Raw genomic sequence first — 17,842 nt, forward strand, 5'->3', positions numbered from 1 at the left:
CGGATTGGGAACGCCCATAGGCAACACTTATGCGGCGTCGTATGACCACGCCCTCCGGACGGACCGCACACTCGTACCCGACCTCGCATCCATGCGGATACCCCCCGGAGGTTCTTGTGCGCAAGGTCCTGCACGGCTGGCGGATGATCGTCCCCCTGGCCGCATTAGCCCTACTCCCGCCGTTCGCCGCGACACCGGCGAGCGCGGCGGCCGAACCGCCCCCGGCCGCCCGCCTCGCGGTCCCGGCCGACGACGCGCCGCACGTCGGCAAGTCCCGGCTCGACACCCGTGACCGGGCGCCCCAGCCCGCGGCCAAGGACGCCCTCCGCCGCGACTACGACGAACCCGCCACCCGGCCGGAGCACGCCAGACCGTCGGCGCGCAAGAGCGTCGCCGCGGCCGCCGCCTGCAACGTCTCCGACTTCACCAGCCGCACCGGCAGCGCCCTGGTCCAGCAGATCAAGGCCAGCGCCACCGACTGCGTCAACACCCTGTTCAACCTGACCGGCACGGACGCCTACAACGCCTTCCGCGAGGCGCAGATGACGACCGTCGCCTACGCCCTGCGCGACAACTCGGCGAACTACCCGGGCGACAACACCACAAGCACCGCCCAGCTCGTCCTCTACCTGCGGGCCGGCTACTACGTCCACTGGTACAACTCCGGCGACGTCGGCTCGTACGGCCAGGCGCTCACCACCGCGATCCGGTCCGGCCTGGACGCCTTCTTCGGCAACTCCCGGTCCTCGACCGTCAGCGACGCCAACGGCGAGGTGCTGAGCGAGGCCGTCACCCTCATTGACAGCGCCGAGCAGAACGACCGCTACCTGTACGTGGTCAAGCGCCTGCTCGACGGCTACAACAGCTCCTACGACGCGTCGTGGTGGATGCTCAACGCGGTCAACAACGTCTACACCGTGCTGTTCCGCGGCCACCAGGTGCCCGCGTTCGTCAGCGCCGTGCAGGCCGACCGCAGCGTCCTGGACTCCCTGAACGCCTTCGCCGCGAACCACCTGAACATGCTCGGCACCGACCGCTCCTACCTCGTCTCCAACGCCGGGCGCGAGCTGGGCCGCTTCCTGCAGCACACGACGTTGCAGGCCGTCGTCCGGCCGCTGGCCAAGAACCTGCTCGGCCGCAGCGCCATGACCGGCGCCACCGCGCCGCTGTGGGTGGGCGTGGCCGAGATGACCGACTCCTACGACAAGGCCAACTGCTCCTACTACGGCACCTGCGACCTGGCCGCCCGCCTGACGGCCGCCGTGCTGCCGATCACCCACACCTGCAGCGCCAGCATCAGGATCCGGGCCCAGGAGGTCACCTCAAGCCAGCTCGCCGCCACCTGCGCCAGCCTGGCCAACCAGGACGCCTTCTTCCACAACCTGGTCAAGGACAACGGCCCGGTCGCGAGCGACAACAACACCACGCTGGAAGTGGTGGTCTTCGACTCCAGCACCGACTACCAGACCTACGCCGGCGCGATGTTCGGCATCGACACCAACAACGGCGGCATGTACCTGGAGGGCGACCCCGCCGCCGCGGGCAACCAGCCCAGGTTCATCGCCTACGAGGCCGAGTGGCTGCGCCCCGACTTCCAGATCTGGAACCTCAACCACGAGTACACCCACTACCTCGACGGCCGGTTCGACATGTACGGCGACTTCAACGCCGGGGTGAGCACGCCGACCATCTGGTGGATCGAGGGCTTCGCCGAGTACGTCTCCTACTCCTACCGCAAGGTCGTCTACGACGCGGCGATCACCGAGGCGGGCAAGCGCACGTACGCGCTGAGCACGCTGTGGAACACCACCTACGACCATGACACCACCCGCATCTACCGGTGGGGCTACCTGGCCGTCCGCTACATGTTCGACAAGCACCCGGCCGACGTCGCGACGCTGCTCGGCTCGTACCGGACCGGCGCGTGGAGCACCGCCAGGTCGTTCCTGACCGGCACGCTCGGCAGCCGCTACGACTCCGACTGGTACACCTGGCTCGCCGCCTGCGCGGCCGGGGCGTGCTCCGGGGGCGGCACCGGCAACCAGGCGCCCACCGCGAACTTCACCTCCACGGCCAGCGGGCTGACGGCCGCCTTCACCGACACCTCCACCGACTCCGACGGCACCATCGCCGCCCGCCGCTGGGACTTCGGCGACGGCGCCACCTCCACCGCGGCCAACCCGTCGCACGCCTACGCGGCGCAGGGCACGTACACCGTCACGCTGACCGTCACCGACGACGGCGGCGCCACCGCGACGACGTCGAAGCAGGTCACGGTGACGACCGGCGGCGGCTCGACGCCGGAGTGCACCGCCTCCGACACCCGCAAGCTCGACAAGAACTGCAAGCGCAGCAACCTGTCGGCCACCCAGGGCAACTACGCCTACCTCTACATCTACCTGCCCGCCGGGACGGCCAGGCTGACCATCACCGCCTCCGGCGGCACCGGGAACGCCGACCTCTACTACAACGCCGCCACCTGGGCCACCACCTCGGCCTACACCCAGCGCTCCACCGCGTCGGGCAACGCCGAGACCCTGGTGATCAACAACCCGCCCGCCGGCTACAACTACATCAGCCTCCACGCCGCGCAGACCTTCTCGGGCGCGAGCGTCAAGACCGAGTACTAGACCGCCCGGGCGCCGGGGCCGGCGAACCCTCTCCCGCCGGTCCCGGCCCGGGCCCTCTCACCTCACTGGAGTGATCCGTGACTCTCCGTAACGTGCTGACCGCGGGGCTCCTGCTCGGCGTGGCGGCCTGCGGCGGCGGCAAGGCCGCCACCCCGGCGACGGCGGCCGGGGGCGGGACCCTGACGATCCTGTCCAACCAGGACTTCTCCCACCTGGACCCGGCCCGCAACTGGACGATGCCCCAGATGGACTTCGGCATCCGGCTGCTCTACCGCACCCTCACCACCTTCAAGGCGGGCAGCCACGAGATCGTCCCGGATCTGGCCACCGACCTGGGCACCGCCTCCGAGGGCGGCAAGGTGTGGACCTTCACCCTCAAGGACGGCGTCAAGTACGAGGACGGCACCCCCGTCACCGCGAAGGACATCAAGTACAACGTGGAGCGTTCCTTCGCCCCCGAACTGCCCGGCGGCCCCAACTACGCCCAGCTCTACCTGGCCGGCGCCGACGGCTACAAGGGCCCGCTGAAGGGCCGGCACCTGGACTCGATCGAGACCCCCGACGACCGGACCATCGTCTTCCGACTCAAGCGGCCGGTCGCCGAGTTCTCCTCGACGGTGACGCTGCCGACGTTCGCGCCGGTGCCGGCCGCGAAGGAGACCGGCGCGCAGTACGACAACCGGCCCTTCTCCTCCGGGCCGTACAAGATCGAGCGCTACGACCGGGGCAAGGAGATGGTCCTGGTGCGCAACCCGCACTGGTCGGCGGCCACCGACCCGGTGCGCAAGGCCGCGCCCGACCGCATCGTGGTCAAGCAAGGACTGCGGCAGGGCGTGATCGACGACCGGCTCATCGAGAGCAGGGGCGAGGACGCCACCTCCATCGCCTACACCGACGTCAGCGCCGCCAGCCTGGCCAAGATCCTGCCCCGGCCGGACGTGAAGTCCCGGCTGGTCAACGCCATGTCGGGATGCACCGACATGATCGGCTTCAACACCTCCAAGCCGCCCTTCGACGACGTGAAGGCCCGGCAGGCGGTGCACTTCGCCCTGGACAAGCAGGCGCTCCAGACCGCCGCCGGCGGCCCGGCCATGACCTCGATCGCCACCTCCTACCTGCCGCCGGCCCTGTCGGGCGGCACGCCGCAGGACGTGTTCCACCTCCCGCCGACCGGGGACGTCGAGAAGGCCAAGGCCCTGCTGGGCGGGAAGACGCTGAACGTGCGGATGACGATCTCGACCGGCGACAAGGCGCTCGGCGAGGCCGTGCAGGCGTCGCTGAAGCGGGCGGGCGTCGAGGTCGTGCTCACGCCCGTCGATCCCTCCGTCTACTACGACACCGTCGGCGACACCGCCAAGACGCCCGACCTGTTCACCTACGGCTGGTGCCCCGACTACCCGTCCGGGGCGACGTTCCTGCCGCTGCTGTTCGACGGGCGCACGATCGTCGAGAAGGGCAACTCCGGCAACGTCTGGCAGTTCCGCGACGAGGCGGTGCAGAAGCGCATCGACGAGATCCAGGCCATGAGCGATCCGAAGGCCGCCGAAGCCGCCTGGGTCGACCTCGACCGGCAGGTCATGCAGTCCTCGCCGGCGGTGCCGTACGCGTGGGACCGCAAGCCGATCCTGGTCGGCAAGGACGTCTCCGGCGCGGTGGGCCATCCCGTCTGGTCCGGGCAGCTCGACTTCGCCGTCCTGGGGGTGAGGCAGAAGTGAGGAACGGCTACCCCGGATACCGGCGGAGCCGGACATGACGGCGACGGTCGTCACGGCGAGCCCGCCCGCCCGGCTGGTCAGGAAGCGCCTGCTGGGCGGCGCCGCCACCCGCTTCGCGCTGGTCGTGGTGACGGTCCTGGTGCTGGTCGCGCTCGCCGCGCCGCTGCTCACCAAGCTGAACGGCTGGCCGCCGGACGCCTTCGACCCCTCCGCGATCGACCAGGAGCTGGCGGGCGTGCCCAAGGGGGCGCTGGGCGGCGTCAGCGGCGAGCACTGGCTCGGCGTCGAGCCCGTCAACGGCCGCGACGTGTTCAGCCGCGTCGTGTACGGCGCCCGCGTCTCGCTGATGGTCTCCACCCTGGCCACGCTGGTGTCGGTGCTGCTCGGCACCGTGCTCGGGCTGCTGGCCGGCTACCTCGGCGGCTGGGCGGACGCGGTGATCAGCCGGACCATGGACCTGCTCATGTCGTTCCCGAGCCTGATCTTCATGATCGCCCTCATCTCGGTCATGCCGGACGGCGACCGGATGGTCCTGCTGGTGTGTGTGATGGGCGGGTTCGGCTGGCCGTACATCGGGCGGATCGTCCGGGGGCAGGCGATCTCCGTCAAGCACCGCGAGTACGTGGACGCCGCCCGGGTCGGCGGCGCGCTGAACGGCGTCATCGTCTTCCGCGAGATCATGCCCAACATCACCGCGCCGATTCTCGTGTACGCCACGCTCGCGGTGCCCGCCAACATCGGCACCGAGGCGGCGCTGTCGTTCCTCGGCGTCGGCGTGCGCCCGCCGACCGCCTCCTGGGGGCAGATGATCCAGGAGGCGATGCTCTGGTACGAGGTCGACCCGATGTACCTGCTCGTCCCCGGCACCTGCCTGTTCCTGACCGTGCTGGCCTTCACCCTCCTCGGTGACGCCCTGCGCGACGCCATCGACCCCAAGGGGGCGGCACAATGACGTCGTACCTGGCCAGACGGGCCCTCGCGGTCGCCGGCGTGCTGCTGGTGATCTGCGCGGTGACCTTCGTGATCTTCTACGTGCTGCCGTCCGACCCGGCGGTCCAGGCGTGCGGCAAGACCTGCACGCCCGAGCGGGTCGCCGAGGTGCGCGCGCAGATGGGGCTGGACCGGCCGCTGTGGGAGCAGTTCGGCGGCTACGTCGCGGGCATCGTCGCCGGGCGCCCCGGCTGCCACGTGCCCTGCCTCGGCTTCTCCTACCAGAACGCGCTGCCGGTCTGGGACCTGCTGATCGACCGGCTCGGCGCCAGCGCGTCCCTGGCGGTCGGCGCGGCCCTGCTGTGGCTGGCCGTGGGCGTCACGGTCGGGGTGGTGTCGGCGCTGCGCCGGGGGAGCGCCCTGGACCGGACGCTGATGATCGCCACGCTGACCAGCGCGTCCCTGCCGGTCTACTTCGTGGCGATGGTGCTGCTCCTGCTGGCGGTACGGGTGACCGGGCTGCTGCCGTACCCCGCGTACGTGCCGCTCACCGACGACCCCGCCGCCTGGGCCGGCAACCTGATCCTGCCCTGGGTCACGCTGGCCGCGCTCTACGCCGCCATGTACGCCCGGCTCACCCGGGCGCAGATGATCGAGACGATGGCCGAGCCGTACATCAGGACGGCCCGCGCCAAGGGCCTGCACGAGCGGACGGTCGTAGCCAAGCACGGCATGCGCGCGGCCATGACGCCGGTCGTCACCGTCTTCGGCATGGACCTGGGCGGCCTGCTGGCCGGCGCGATGATCACCGAGACCGTGTACGGCCTGCCCGGCGTCGGCCGGCTCGCCTACGACGGCATCGTCAAGTCCGACCAGCCCGTGATCCTCGGCACGACGCTGCTCGCGGCCTTCTTCATCGTGCTGGCCAACCTGCTGGTGGACCTGGTCTACGCGGTCATCGACCCCAGGGTGAGGTACTCGTGATCCTTTCCGTGCGCGACCTGTCGGTGAGCTTCGGCGACGTCCGGATCGTGGACGGCGTGTCGTTCGGCGTCGAGCGGGGGCGGACCCTGGGCGTCGTCGGCGAGTCGGGCTCCGGCAAGTCCGTGACCGCGCTGTCGCTGCTGGGGCTGCACCGCCGGGCGACCGTCGCCGGGTCGATCGAGCTCGACGGGGAGGAGCTCGTCGGGGCCCCGGCCGAACGGCTGCGCCGGCTGCGCGGCAGCGCGGTGTCGATGATCTTCCAGGATCCGCTGTCGTCGTTGCATCCCTTCTTCACCGTGGGGGAGCAGATCGCCGAGGCGTACCGGCTGCACCGCCGGGCCGGTCGGCGGGCGGCCCGCGAGCGGGCGGTCGAGATGCTGGCCGAGGTGGGCATCCCGGAGCCGCGGCGGCGCGCCGGGGAGCATCCGCACCGCTTCTCGGGCGGCATGCGGCAGCGGGCGATGATCGCGATGGCGCTGGCCTGCGAGCCGGGCGTGCTGATCGCCGACGAGCCGACGACGGCGCTCGACGTGACCGTCCAGGCGCAGATCCTCGACCTGATCGCGCGCATCCAGCGGGAGCGGGGGCTCGCGGTCGTCCTGATCACCCACGACCTGGGCGTGGTGGCGCGCATGGCCGACGACGTCCTGGTCATGTACGGCGGCCGGACCGTGGAGCACGCCCCCGCCAGGGAGATCTTCAAACGGCCGCTGCACCCGTACACGCGGGCCCTGCTGGACTCGGTGCCGGGCGCCGCGCTGCCGGACGCGCTGACCGGCACGGCGGCGGCCCCCGGCCGGGCGCGGCTGCGGGCGATCGCGGGGGCGCCGCCCTCGCTGCTCGCGCCGCCGCCGGGCTGCCGGTTCCACCCGCGCTGCCCGGCCGCCCTGGACGTCTGCGCGACCACGCGCCCGCCGCTCACCGGCGACCCCCACCGGGTCGCGTGCCACCTGGAAGGAGCCGACCACTGATGCTCTCCGTGCGCGACCTGCGGATGACCTTCTCCGGACGCCGCGGGCAACGGGTCCGGGCGGTGGACGGCGTGAGCTTCGACGTGCCGGAAGGCCAGGCGCTCGGCCTGGTCGGGGAGTCGGGCTGCGGCAAGTCCACCACCGGGCGCATGATCGTGCGGCTGCTGGAGCCCACCGGCGGGACCGTCACCTTCGACGGCCACGACATCACCCATCTGGGCCCCCGGGCCCTGCTGCCGATGCGCGGCCGGCTCCAGATGATCTTCCAGGACCCGTACGCGTCGCTCAACCCGCGCCACACCGTCCGGCAGATCGTCGCCGGGCCGCGCCGGACGGTCGACCGGGACGGCGTGGTCGAGCTGCTCCGGCTCGTCGGCCTGGACGCCGAGCACGCCGACCGCTACCCCCACGAGTTCTCCGGCGGCCAGGCGCAGCGGATCGGCATCGCCCGCGCGCTCGCCTCCAGGCCCCGTCTGGTGGTCTGCGACGAGCCGGTCTCGGCGCTGGACGTGTCCATCCAGGCCCAGATCGTCAACCTGCTCGCCGACCTGCGGGCCGACCTCGGGCTCGGCTACCTGTTCATCGCCCACGACCTGTCGGTGGTGCGGCACATGTGCGAGACGGTCGCCGTCATGTACCTGGGCCGGATCGTGGAGACCGGCTCGTCGGACACCGTCTACTCCGATCCCGCCCACCCCTACACGCGCACGCTGCTGTCGGCCGTGCCGGTGCCCGATCCGGAGGTGGAGGCCACGCGGGAGCGCATCGTCCTGCACGGCGACCCGCCCAGCCCGCTCGCGCCGCCGCCCGGCTGCACCTTCCATCCCCGCTGCCCGAAGGCGCAGCCGTTGTGCCGGACCGAGCCGCCCGCGCTCACGACGGTCAGGGGACGGCAGGTGAGCTGCCACTTCCCGGAGGAGTGAGCGGGCCCGCGTAGGGATCCCGGAAGGCGGCGGCGGCCGGAGCGGTCGTCGCCGCCAGTACTTTCCTCTCATCGTGAACCGCCGGAGCGGAGGGACGCGACAGAGAGGCATGACACCGATGAACGGGCTCCCGTGAGCGAGCACGAGACGTGGCAGGACGCCCGGCTGCTGGAGGCCGTGGCCGACGGCGACCGGCGTGCGCTGGAAGTCCTCTATGCCCGGCACGCGCCCTGGCTGCTCCTCCGGCTCACCCGCCGCTGCGCCGACCCGGCCGTGGTGGACGAGGCGGTCCAGGACACCTTCGTCGCGGTCTGGCGTACCGCGCGCAAATGGGACGGGCGGGGCGAGGTCGCGGCCTGGATCTGGGGGATCGGCGTGCGCCGCCTGCTCGACCAGCTGCGCCGCCGCCCCGCGGCGGCGCTGCCCGCCCACGAGCACGTCATGGTCTCCGCCGAGGAGCAGGTGCTGCTCGGCATCGAGTACGGCGAGCTCGGCCGGGCCCTCAACCAGCTCTCACCGGAGCTGCGCGCCGTGGTCCAGGCGACCGTGCTGGACGGCCTGACCACCCGCGAGGCCGGACGCCTGCTCGGCATCCCGGCCGGCACGGTCAAGACCCGGATGATGCGCGCCCGCGCGCTGCTGAGGGAGGAACTGGCGTGACCGCCTGGCACATGGACGACGGCATGGCCGCGGCGTACGCGGCGGGCGAGCTGGCCGCGACGCCCGCCGCCTCCGTCGAGGCCCACCTGCTGGCCTGCGAGCAGTGCCGGCTCCTGCTGGCCGCGCGGGTGCCGCGGGCCCGCCTGGACCGGGTCTGGGACGACATCGCCGACGCCGTGGACGCGCCCGCGCCCCGCCCGGTCGAACGGCTGCTGCGGGCCGCCGGGGTGCGCGAGCACACCGCCCGCCTGCTGGGCGCCACGACCTCGCTGCGGCTGCCGTGGCTGGCCGCCAGCGCCGTGGCGCTGTTCTTCGCCGCGCTGGCCTCGGGGGAGACGACCCGGTGGGGGCTGCTGACGTTCCTCACGCTGGCGCCGGTCGTGCCGGTGGCCGGGGTCGCCGTGGCCTTCGGGCGGGACGGCGATCCGGCCTACGAGATCGGGCTGGCCGCGCCGTACTCGACGTTCCGGCTGATGCTGATGCGGGCCGCCGCCGTGGTGGCGTCGTCGTCGGCGCTGGCGCTGGCGGCCGGGCTGACCCTGCCGGGCGGCGGCTGGGCGACGGCCGCGTGGCTGCTGCCCTCGCTCGCCCTGACCTCGCTGACCCTGGCGCTGTCCAGCCGGTACGACCCGCGCCGCTGCGCCGTCGCGGTGACCGTGCCCTGGGTGGCCGCGGTCGTCGCCACGAACGTGCGCGAGCCGGACCTGGCCATGTTCGGGGCCGCCGGGCAGGCCGGCTACCTGGCCGTCATCGTGGTGTCCGTCGTGCTGCTCGTCGTCCGCCGCAGGGAGTTCTCATGATCGAGGCAGTCGGTCTGGTGAAGACCTACGGCCGCCACCGGGCCCTGGACGGGCTCACCCTCAGCGCGGGCAAGGGCGTCACCGGCCTGCTCGGGCCGAACGGCGCGGGCAAGAGCACCCTCGTCCGGGTCCTCGCGACCGTCCTCGCGCCGGACGGGGGCGAGCTGCGGCTGCTCGGCCGCGACCCGGGCGCGGGCCGGCTGGAGATCCGGCGGAGGCTCGGCTACCTGCCGCAGGAGCTGGGCTTCCAGCGCGGACTCACCGCGTTCGAGTTCGTCGACTACGTGGCGGTCCTGAAGGAGATGACACACCGCCGGTCCAGGCACGACGAGGTGCGCCGGGTGATCGAGGAGGTCGGGCTCACGTCCGTGAGCGGCAGGCGCGTCCGTACGCTGTCGGGCGGCATGCAGCGGCGCCTCGGCATCGCCCAGGCCCTGCTCGGCGAGCCCGAGCTGATCCTCCTGGACGAGCCCGCCGCCGGTCTCGACCCGGAGCAGCGGCTGCTGTTCGGCGAACTGGTCGCCCGCCTCGGCCAGGACCGCGCGGTCGTGCTGTCCACCCACCAGACGGAGGACGTCGCCGCCCTCTGCGACCGGGTGGTCGTGCTCAAGGGCGGCCGGTGCGCGTTCACCGGCACGCCCGCCGAGCTCCGGGCGCTGGCCGAGGGGCAGGTCTGGGTGTCGGCGGAGAAGGCGGGCGGCGGCTCGCGGCGGACCGGCGACGGCCTGTACCGCGGCCTCGGCCCCGCCCCCGGGGACGCCCGCCCCGCCGACCCCACCCTGGAGGACGGCTACCTGCTGCTCCTCACCGGCGCGACCACGGAGACGACGGCATGACGCGCCACGCGAGCCCCGTCGCGCCGGGCGAACCCGACGAACTGGAGAACGGCGCGGGCCCCGCGCACCTGCTGCCCTCGCTCGCGCTGGCCGAGACCCGGCGGCTGATGCTGCACCCGCTCGCGATCACCGGCCTGGTCCTGCACCTGATCGGCCTGGCCGCCACGGAATGGGCGCCCCGGCCCGCCTACAGCGCGCTCACCAACGCACTCGTCCTCCCGCTGGGCGTGCCGCTGTTCTTCGCCGCCGTTCTCACGGCCTCGGCGACCAGACGTGCGGGCACCGACGAGCTGCTGGCCGCGACCCCCGCCGGGCGCGACCTGCGCACCGCGGCCTCCTGCCTGGCCGCGCTGGGGCCGTTTCTGCTCGCCTGCGCGATGCAGGCCGTCATGGCGGCGGTCTACGCGGTCGCCGGCGTCGAGCTTGAGCGCTTTCCGAGCCTGTACGAGATCGGGGCCGGACCGTTGTGCGTGCTCGGGGCCGGCACGCTGGGGGTCGCGGTGGCCCGGTGGCTGCCGTGGCCGGGGGCGTCCGTCCTGGTGATGCTGGTGCTGATCGCCGTCAACGGGGTCGTGGAGCCGCTGCACTCGACGCTGACCATGCTGGGCTTCTACGTCGAGTTCGCGCGGTGGGGGCCGCCGCCGTACCTGGAGGCCGTGGGGTTCGTGGCCGGCTCGCCCGACTGGCACGCCCTCTACCTGCTGGCGCTGAGCCTGGGGGCCGGGGCGCTGGCGATGATCCGTGACGCGGCTCGGCGCTGGCTCTGGCTCGGCGTCGGCGCCGCCCTGGTCGCGATCGCGGCCGTGGCCGCCACCCGGCAACTCCCGTGACCCCGCCCGCCTCGCGGCACCCGCTCGTGCGGGCGCCCGGTGTGGGGGGCCGGGGACGTGCGCTGCTCGTGCGCGCGCCCGGTGTGGGGGGCCGGGCGCGTGCGCTGCTCTTGCGGGCGCCTGGTGTGCGTGGCCGGGTGCGTGCGTTGCTGGTCCGGGTGCCGGGTGTGCGGGGGTGGGTGGGGGCGTCGCTGGTCCGGCGGCTGCGGCGGGCCGTCGCCTCCACCGGGCCGCAGGCCGCGCTGGCCGCCGTGGTCGAGCTGGTACGGGACGGGCTGCCGGCCGCCGGGGTCGCCGTGGAGCTGGCCGGCGTGCGGATCGCGGCGGGCGAGCCCGGGCCGGTGGCCTCCGACGTGCCGCTGGTGTGGCACGGACGGGCGGTGGGCCGCCTGCTGATCACCCCGTCCGCCGACCCGCGGACGGTCGCCGCGATCACCCCGTACGTCGCCGGCGCGGCCCACAGCATGGCCGTCACCGCGGACCTGCGCCGGGCCCGGGAACGCGTGCTCGCCATTCGCGAGGAGGAACGTCGCCGCCTCCACCACGACCTGCGCGAAGGGCTCGGCCGTGCCCTGCGCGACCTGGCCGGGACGGTCGACGCCGCCGCCACCGGCCACCGCACCGACCCGGCCGCGGCCGACCGGCTCCTGCACGACCTGAGCGCCGCCATGAACACGATCAGCCAGGAGATCAGAACCCTCCTCCAGGACCCGCGCCCCCAGCCCGCCCGGCCACCGCTCCAGGACTCGCGCCCCCAGCCCGCCCGGCCACCGCTCCAGGGCGACCCGCGACCGCAACCGGCCCCGTCACCACTCCCGGACCCGCGTCCCCGTGTGCCGTCGCCGCGGCTCGATCGGGTGCGGGCTCATTCGGGGGCGACCGGCGTGACGTAGACCTCGCGGATCTCCGGACGCCGCCGCAGCCGTTCCTCGACCGCGGCCATGGCCCGCTCGGCCCGGGGAAGGTCGGTGGCCGAGGCGAGGGTCACCCGGGCGGCCACCATGACCTGGTGGGGCCCGACGATCACCGCGATCACCCCGCGCACCCCGGTGACGTCCGGCACCTCGACGATCGCGCGGCGGATGCGGGCCAGGTCGGCGGCGTCCACGCTGGGCGCGGCGATGAGGTTCTGGTTGAGCCGCAGCAGCAGGCCCGAGACGGCGACCAGCAGGACCCCGATCAGCACGCTGCCCAGCGAGTCGAAGACCTCGTTCCCGGTCGCCTGGTGCAGCGCGAGGCCGGCCACCGCGATCGGGCCGCTGACCACGGCCGCCGCGTTGGCCAGGGTCACGGTCTTGGCCGCCGGGTCGCTGCCGGCCAGCAGCTCCGCCCACAACGACCGCCCGGTGACCGTGGCCCGCGCGCCGAGCGCCCGCACCGAGACGACCAGGGCCCACCCGTCGCTGACCGTGATCAGCACGATCACCAGGTAGCCCAGCGCGTACGAACCGCCCGAGGCCGACGGCTCGCCCAGACCCTCCACGATCGAGGCGACGCCCCCGCCCACGAACAGCCCCACGGCGGCGAACAGCGACCAGAAGAAGATCTCCTGCCCGTAGCCGAGCGGGTGCCGCTCGTCGGCCGGGCGCGCCACCCGCGCCAGCCCGATGAGCAGGAACACCTCCACCCCGAAGTCGGCCACGCTGAACATGGCCTCGGCGTACAGGATGGCCGAGCCGGTGACCGCCGCCAGGACCCCGAGGACGACGGCCTGCGCCCCCACGACCGCCATCGTGACGATCACGCTGGTCCGGCTGCTGGGCCGCGCGCTCATGACGGCACGACCTCCCGGCCGGCGGTCATCGCTTCGGTGTCACCCGTACGACGGCGCGGCCGCGGTCGAAGGAGAGAAAGCGCAGGACGACGTCGTTCAGGGTGAGCGTGGTGACGCCCCGGATGTAGCCCGAGCAGCCCCCGCCCTCGTCGAACTTGCAGGTGGACGCGCCGCCCTGCTCGCCCTGGGAGCTCATGTCCCCGCCCCCGGTGAAGTCCGCCTCCCACGTGACCTTGTCGCCCTGGACGCTCGCGACGGCGAACCGGGAGACCCCGTGACGCTGCCCGAACTTCAGGACGTCGCCCGCCCGGAGGGTGACCTCGCACCGGGCGTCCGCGCACCCGCCGACCTCGCGCCCGCCCTCGCCCGCGGCGGCACCGGAAGACGACCCGCCCGACGCGGATCCATCCGGCGCGGACCCGTCCGGCGCGGATTCGGACGCGGCGGATTCGGGCGGCGCGGGCGCGGAGGGCGACGTGCGCCCGGCCGTCCCGACGGGATCGGCGCATCCGGTCAGCGAGCAAGCCAGCAGGAGTACAAGCCACTTGACCATGGCAAACACCCTAGGCGCCGGGACGGACCCGGCCCCGGAGCCTCGCCCGGCGCGCCGCCGCACGTGCTCAACGAGTGACGCGCAGGGCCCACTCGACCGAGTCCGGAGCCTGGACCCGTACCGTCAGGGTCTTCCCGCGGCCCAGGTCGAGGCGGTTCATGACGGGGCTGATCAGGTCGTCGAGGCAGGTGAAGCTCATGTTGACGTCCGGCTCCAGGATGATCTCCGCCTTGCCGTCGCCCCGGCACCGGAACAGCACCCACAGCTCGTCCTTGCCGGGCGGTACGTCGCCCACGACCATGCTGCCCTTCCGCGGGCCCGCCTTGAGCACGGTGGTGGTCCCGGCCTCCACGCCGGGCAGGCGCAGGGCCGCGGGCCGGGGTGGCGGCGTGCTCGCCGGGCTCGCCGGGCTCTCGGTGGGGGAGGCCGACGGGGTGGCCTCCCGCCGTACGGCCGCCGGACCGGCCGGAGGGGCGGCCGTGCAGGCCGTCGCCGGCCACAGCAGGCAGCAGGAGCCGACGAGAGACGCCGTCTTCCGGATCGTCATGCCGAGATCCCCCTTGTCTGGCGGGCCGGCCGACGCACGCGCGGGCCGGGCGCGAATGGAACGGGTCCGGAACGGGATGGAACGCCCTGTATTACGTGAGTCATTCGTCGGAGTCCTTGATACCCGCCGGCCACACCGGCCACGTCAGCGGGCGGCGCCGTTCTCCGGTGTCGTCGTTGGCGTTGCTCATCGCCGGTCAGGGGTTCTCCGGGTTCGGCGACCAGTTCTTCGTCGTCGCCCTTCCGGGGATCGTGCTGCTGCGGCACGGCACCGCGACCCTCGGCACGGTGCTGACCGTCTACGGCGTCTTCCGGTTGATCGGGCTCGTGCTCGGCGGCCCGCTCGCGGACCGCTGGGCGCCCAGGCCGGTCATGCTGGCGGCCGACGTCGTGCGGGCCCCGGCCGCCGGGCTGCTGTGCGCCCTGGCCTGGGACGGCGCGGACCGGCTATGGGCGCTGGCGGCGGGCACGGCGGTGCTCGGCCTGGCCGGGGGCGCCTTCCTGCCGGCGAACTTCTCCGTCATCCCCGACATCGTCGAGGAGTCGCGGGTCCAGAGCGCCAACAGCCGCAACTACGCGACCGCGCAGGCCGTCGCGCTGACCGGGCCGGTGGTCGCGGGCGTGTTCGTCGCCCGTCTGGGCCCTGGGCCGGCGCTCGCCGTGGACGCGGCCTCGTTCGCGGTGTCGGTGGCGACCCTGTGGTTCGTCCGGCCGCGCCCCGGCCGGGTGCGTCCGGAGCGGGGGCGCGGCGGGCCCGGCATGTGGGCCGTCGTGCGCGGGTTCCCGCTGTTCAGGGCCATCCTGACGCTGGCCGCCGTCGGCAATCTCGGGTTCGCCGGGATCCTGGAGGTCGGGTTGCCGGCGCTGCTGCACGAGAGCGCGCCGGCCACGTTCTCCACCGCGTACGGGATCGTGCTGGGGGCCTTCGGGCTCGGCGCGCTGGCGGGCAGCGTCGCGGCGGGCCTGCTGCCCGCCCCGCGCAACCCGGTACGGGCGGCGGTGCTCCTGATGCTCCCGCAGGCCGCGCTGCTCGGCGCGGTCGGCCTGGCCGAGGGCCGGGTCTGGCCCGCGGCGCTCTTCCTCGGCGCGGGCGCGGCGAACGCGGCGGGCAACGTGCTGCTGATCACCGTCGTGCACACCACGCTGCCCGCGGCGGTGCGCGGGCGCGTGTCCGGGGCGCTGCTGGTGGCCTCGTTCGGGCTCTTCCCCGTGGGCGCGCTGCTCGCGGGACTCCTGGCTTCCGCGGCCGGACCGAGGACGGTGTTCCTCTTCGGCGCCGCCCTCGTGGCCGCGGCAGGCGTGGCCGGTCTCGTCTCCGGGCCGGTCCGGACATTCGCGAGAGGGGGTGAATCGCATGACGTACGAGATGAACGACCTGGGCACTGAGGCGCCGGTCGAGGTGAGCTGGATCATTTTCTGATCCCGGCGACAGGCCGCGGACAGCGGCAGACAGCAAGAGGGCATCCGGGGGGTACGGCCGCCCCCCCGGATGCCCGTCCGGCCATTTCCGACCCGACGGCAAGGACGAAGGAAAATGCCCGTTTCGCTCGACAGTCTCATCCGCGTCAAACCCATCTACCCGGTGTACCGGCTGGACGGCACCCGGTTCCGGATCGGCGCCCAGGCAGGCGTCACCGTCGACTTCACCGACCCGTACGGACAACTCTGGACCCTCGTCGAGGCGCTCGACGGCACCCGGACGCTCGGCGAGGTCGCCGCGGCCGTGGGCCGGGCGCACCCGGGAATCGGCGTCGAGGACGTGCTCGGCGCCGTACGCGACCTGGACGGCCGCGGCTTCCTGGAGGACGCCCGCCCCAGCCCGTACGACGGCGGCGACGCGCGCCGCTACCAGGGCAACGTCAACTACTTCAGCCACTACGCCGGCCTGTCCGCCGCCCGCGAGCAGCCGCAGGACCGGCTGCGCGGCGCCCACTGCGTGCTGCTCGGCCTGGGCGGCGGCGGCTCGTACATCCTGCCCATGCTGCTGGCGGCCGGGTTCGGCCGGATCACGGCCGTCGACTACGACCGGGTCGAGCTGAGCAACCTGAACCGGCAGTTCCTCTACCGGGAGAGCGACCTCGGCGCGTACAAGACCGCGGTGGCCGCGCGGACGGCCAGGGAGGTGAACCCCGGCGTCGAGTTCGCCGCCGTGCAGCGCAGGATCGATTCGGCCGCCGACGTCGCCCGGCTCGTCCGGGGCGCCGACGTCGCGATCTGCGCGATCGACGAGCCGCCCTTCGTCGCCCAGCGCCGGGTGAACGCCGGCTGCGTGCAGGAAGGGGTGCCGTACGTGTGCGGCGGCTCGTTCGTCACCCGGGGCCGGCTGTTCTCGGTGCGTCCGCACGAGACGGGCTGCATGGACTGCCTGCACCTGTACTACTCACGCGCCGACCCCAGCTACCTCGCCCAGCTCGCCGGGGCGCTGCGGGCCGAGCACGGCCGGGTCACCCTCGCCTTCGCCCCGCACATCGCACTGATCGCCTCGCTGATCACCGGCGAGGCGATCCGGCTGGTCACCGGCCACGCCGAGCCGATCGCCCTGGGCCGCCAGCTCGACGTGCACTTCGAGACCGGCGAACTGGAGGTCATGTCCCAGTGGCCGCGCGACCCGGACGGCTGCCCGGTCTGCGGCGACGGCGCCGACGCGGCCTCGTTCGCCGTGTGGGCGGAGGCGGAGAGCGGCTCGCCTATGCTTCGCTAGATGGACGTCATCCATCCCCCCAAACTCAAAGCGGGCGACGTCGTCCGCGTCGTCGCGCCGGCCTGCTCGCGCGCGATGGTCATGGAGCACGACCACACCGCGCACATCGACGCCCGCTTCGCCGAGCTCGGCCTGACGCTCACCTACGGCCGTCACATCGACGAGCGGGACGCCTTCCACTCCAGCAGCGTCGCCTCCCGCGTCGCCGACCTGCACGACGCCTTCGCCGACCCGTCGGTGGCGGCGATCCTGACGGTCATCGGCGGCTACAACTGCAACGAGCTCCTGCCGCACCTCGACTGGGAGCTGATCCGGGCCAACCCCAAGATCCTCTGCGGCTACTCCGACATCACCGCTCTGCAGAACGCCATCCTCGCCCGCGCCGGGCTGGTCACGTACTCGGGGCCCCACTGGTCGACGTTCGGGATGCGCGACCACTTCGAGCAGACCCTGGAGTGGTTCACCGCCGTGCTGTTCGGCGACGCGCCGGTCGAGCTGGGGGCGTCGAAGTACTGGACCGACGACCTGTGGTTCCTCGACCAGGACGGGCGCGAGCCGATGCCCAACGAGGGCTGGTGGCCGCTGCGGCCCGGCGCCGCCGAGGGGCGCGTGATCGGCGGCAACCTCTGCACCCTGAACCTGCTGCAGGGCACGCCGTACATGCCCTCACTCGACGACGCGCTGCTGATCGTGGAGGACGACCTGGAGTCCCACCCGGCGATCTTCGCCCGCAACCTCACCTCGCTGCTCCAGCTCCCGGGCGCCGAGACCGTCCGCGGCCTGGTGATCGGGCGGTTCCAGCAGGCCAGCCAGATGACCCGGGACCTGCTTGAGCAGATCGTCGAGACGCAGCCGGGGTTGCGGGACGTCCCCGTCCTGGCCAACGTCGACGTCGGCCACACCAACCCGCTGGCCACCTTCCCGGTCGGCGGCCGGGCCCGCCTGACGGTCGGCCCCGAACCGTCGCTGACCCTCGTCCGCCACTGACC

At 73.3% G+C, this 17,842-nt stretch carries 17 protein-coding genes; 14 read left to right on the forward strand and 3 right to left on the reverse strand.

Annotation, left to right across the window (positions count from 1 at the left end; all coding sequences use genetic code 11):
* Window positions 1–116 precede the first annotated feature (116 nt).
* From ACIBK9_RS06735 to ACIBK9_RS06785, 11 genes are all read left to right on the forward strand, one after another.
* Window positions 117–2,630, forward strand: coding sequence for a collagenase (locus ACIBK9_RS06735; RefSeq protein WP_397155726.1), 2,514 nt, complete (start codon window positions 117–119; stop codon window positions 2,628–2,630).
* Between the two features lie 77 nt (window positions 2,631–2,707).
* The gene (locus tag ACIBK9_RS06740; protein ID WP_397155728.1) at window positions 2,708–4,345 is read left to right on the forward strand and encodes an ABC transporter substrate-binding protein; all 1,638 of its coding nucleotides are present in this window, start codon (window positions 2,708–2,710) and stop codon (window positions 4,343–4,345) included.
* A 34-nt stretch (window positions 4,346–4,379) separates the two neighbouring features.
* Complete coding sequence (locus ACIBK9_RS06745; protein ID WP_397155730.1) at window positions 4,380–5,297, forward strand: ABC transporter permease; 918 nt, start codon at window positions 4,380–4,382, stop codon at window positions 5,295–5,297.
* Window positions 5,294–6,259: an ABC transporter permease gene (locus tag ACIBK9_RS06750; RefSeq protein WP_358296429.1), complete on the forward strand. Its 966-nt coding sequence runs from the start codon at window positions 5,294–5,296 to the stop codon at window positions 6,257–6,259. The genes ACIBK9_RS06745 and ACIBK9_RS06750 overlap by 4 nt, the downstream gene beginning before the upstream one ends.
* Entirely contained in the window at window positions 6,256–7,230 is a 975-nt protein-coding gene (locus tag ACIBK9_RS06755; protein ID WP_397155733.1) for an ABC transporter ATP-binding protein, read from the forward strand. Before ACIBK9_RS06750 ends, ACIBK9_RS06755 begins: the two co-directional genes overlap by 4 nt.
* The gene (locus tag ACIBK9_RS06760; protein WP_352360871.1) at window positions 7,230–8,153 is read left to right on the forward strand and encodes an ABC transporter ATP-binding protein; all 924 of its coding nucleotides are present in this window, start codon (window positions 7,230–7,232) and stop codon (window positions 8,151–8,153) included. Before ACIBK9_RS06755 ends, ACIBK9_RS06760 begins: the two co-directional genes overlap by 1 nt.
* A 132-nt stretch (window positions 8,154–8,285) precedes the next feature.
* A complete protein-coding gene (locus ACIBK9_RS06765; RefSeq protein WP_397155735.1) occupies window positions 8,286–8,813 on the forward strand; it encodes an RNA polymerase sigma factor in 528 nt (175 codons plus the stop codon).
* Window positions 8,810–9,613, forward strand: coding sequence for a zf-HC2 domain-containing protein (locus ACIBK9_RS06770; RefSeq protein WP_397155737.1), 804 nt, complete (start codon window positions 8,810–8,812; stop codon window positions 9,611–9,613). Before ACIBK9_RS06765 ends, ACIBK9_RS06770 begins: the two co-directional genes overlap by 4 nt.
* A complete protein-coding gene (locus ACIBK9_RS06775) occupies window positions 9,610–10,449 on the forward strand; it encodes an ATP-binding cassette domain-containing protein (RefSeq protein ID WP_397155739.1) in 840 nt (279 codons plus the stop codon). Before ACIBK9_RS06770 ends, ACIBK9_RS06775 begins: the two co-directional genes overlap by 4 nt.
* Window positions 10,446–11,279 carry a hypothetical protein gene (locus tag ACIBK9_RS06780; protein WP_397155741.1) on the forward strand — a complete coding sequence of 278 codons (834 nt, stop codon included), beginning with the start codon at window positions 10,446–10,448 and terminating at the stop codon, window positions 11,277–11,279. The genes ACIBK9_RS06775 and ACIBK9_RS06780 overlap by 4 nt, the downstream gene beginning before the upstream one ends.
* 137 nt (window positions 11,280–11,416) lie before the next feature.
* A complete protein-coding gene (locus tag ACIBK9_RS06785; RefSeq protein ID WP_397155743.1) occupies window positions 11,417–12,172 on the forward strand; it encodes a hypothetical protein in 756 nt (251 codons plus the stop codon).
* On the opposite strand, the gene ACIBK9_RS06790 is transcribed toward ACIBK9_RS06785, so the two are convergent.
* The 3 genes from ACIBK9_RS06790 to ACIBK9_RS06800 form a co-directional block, all read right to left on the reverse strand.
* Window positions 12,145–13,053 carry a cation diffusion facilitator family transporter gene (locus ACIBK9_RS06790; RefSeq protein ID WP_397155745.1) on the reverse strand — a complete coding sequence of 303 codons (909 nt, stop codon included), beginning with the start codon at window positions 13,051–13,053 and terminating at the stop codon, window positions 12,145–12,147. The genes ACIBK9_RS06785 and ACIBK9_RS06790 overlap by 28 nt on opposite strands.
* A gap of 25 nt (window positions 13,054–13,078) precedes the next feature.
* Window positions 13,079–13,606, reverse strand: a complete 528-nt coding sequence (locus ACIBK9_RS06795) for a hypothetical protein (RefSeq protein WP_397155747.1) — start codon at window positions 13,604–13,606, stop codon at window positions 13,079–13,081.
* A 67-nt stretch (window positions 13,607–13,673) separates the two neighbouring features.
* Window positions 13,674–14,153, reverse strand: coding sequence for a hypothetical protein (locus ACIBK9_RS06800; protein ID WP_397155749.1), 480 nt, complete (start codon window positions 14,151–14,153; stop codon window positions 13,674–13,676).
* A gap of 176 nt (window positions 14,154–14,329) precedes the next feature.
* On the opposite strand from ACIBK9_RS06800, the gene ACIBK9_RS06805 reads away from it, so the two are divergent.
* The 3 genes from ACIBK9_RS06805 to ACIBK9_RS06815 all read left to right on the forward strand — a co-directional run bounded on the left by ACIBK9_RS06805 (window position 14,330) and on the right by ACIBK9_RS06815 (window position 17,840).
* Window positions 14,330–15,538, forward strand: a complete 1,209-nt coding sequence (locus ACIBK9_RS06805) for an MFS transporter (protein ID WP_397155751.1) — start codon at window positions 14,330–14,332, stop codon at window positions 15,536–15,538.
* A 148-nt stretch (window positions 15,539–15,686) separates the two neighbouring features.
* Window positions 15,687–16,853, forward strand: a complete 1,167-nt coding sequence (locus ACIBK9_RS06810) for a HesA/MoeB/ThiF family protein (RefSeq protein ID WP_397155753.1) — start codon at window positions 15,687–15,689, stop codon at window positions 16,851–16,853.
* Window positions 16,854–17,840 carry a S66 peptidase family protein gene (locus ACIBK9_RS06815; protein WP_397155755.1) on the forward strand — a complete coding sequence of 329 codons (987 nt, stop codon included), beginning with the start codon at window positions 16,854–16,856 and terminating at the stop codon, window positions 17,838–17,840. It abuts the gene before it with no gap.
* Window positions 17,841–17,842 lie beyond the last annotated feature (2 nt).

It is taken from the genome of Nonomuraea sp. NPDC050227, assembly GCF_044459705.1.
In the GTDB taxonomy this organism is placed as follows: domain Bacteria; phylum Actinomycetota; class Actinomycetes; order Streptosporangiales; family Streptosporangiaceae; genus Nonomuraea.

Excerpts from the sequence above, each read along its gene's own strand:
- ACIBK9_RS06815 (WP_397155755.1), top strand. The coding sequence starts at position 16,854 with ATGGACGTCATCCATCCCCCCAAACTCAAAGCGGGCGACGTCGTCCGC.
- ACIBK9_RS06800 (WP_397155749.1), bottom strand. The coding sequence starts at position 14,153 with ATGACGATCCGGAAGACGGCGTCTCTCGTCGGCTCCTGCTGCCTGCTG.
- ACIBK9_RS06750 (WP_358296429.1), top strand. The coding sequence starts at position 5,294 with ATGACGTCGTACCTGGCCAGACGGGCCCTCGCGGTCGCCGGCGTGCTG.
- ACIBK9_RS06760 (WP_352360871.1), top strand. The coding sequence starts at position 7,230 with ATGCTCTCCGTGCGCGACCTGCGGATGACCTTCTCCGGACGCCGCGGG.
- ACIBK9_RS06790 (WP_397155745.1), bottom strand. The coding sequence starts at position 13,053 with ATGAGCGCGCGGCCCAGCAGCCGGACCAGCGTGATCGTCACGATGGCG.
- ACIBK9_RS06775 (WP_397155739.1), top strand. The coding sequence starts at position 9,610 with ATGATCGAGGCAGTCGGTCTGGTGAAGACCTACGGCCGCCACCGGGCC.
- ACIBK9_RS06745 (WP_397155730.1), top strand. The coding sequence starts at position 4,380 with ATGACGGCGACGGTCGTCACGGCGAGCCCGCCCGCCCGGCTGGTCAGG.
- ACIBK9_RS06795 (WP_397155747.1), bottom strand. The coding sequence starts at position 13,606 with ATGGTCAAGTGGCTTGTACTCCTGCTGGCTTGCTCGCTGACCGGATGC.
- ACIBK9_RS06780 (WP_397155741.1), top strand. The coding sequence starts at position 10,446 with ATGACGCGCCACGCGAGCCCCGTCGCGCCGGGCGAACCCGACGAACTG.
- ACIBK9_RS06810 (WP_397155753.1), top strand. The coding sequence starts at position 15,687 with ATGCCCGTTTCGCTCGACAGTCTCATCCGCGTCAAACCCATCTACCCG.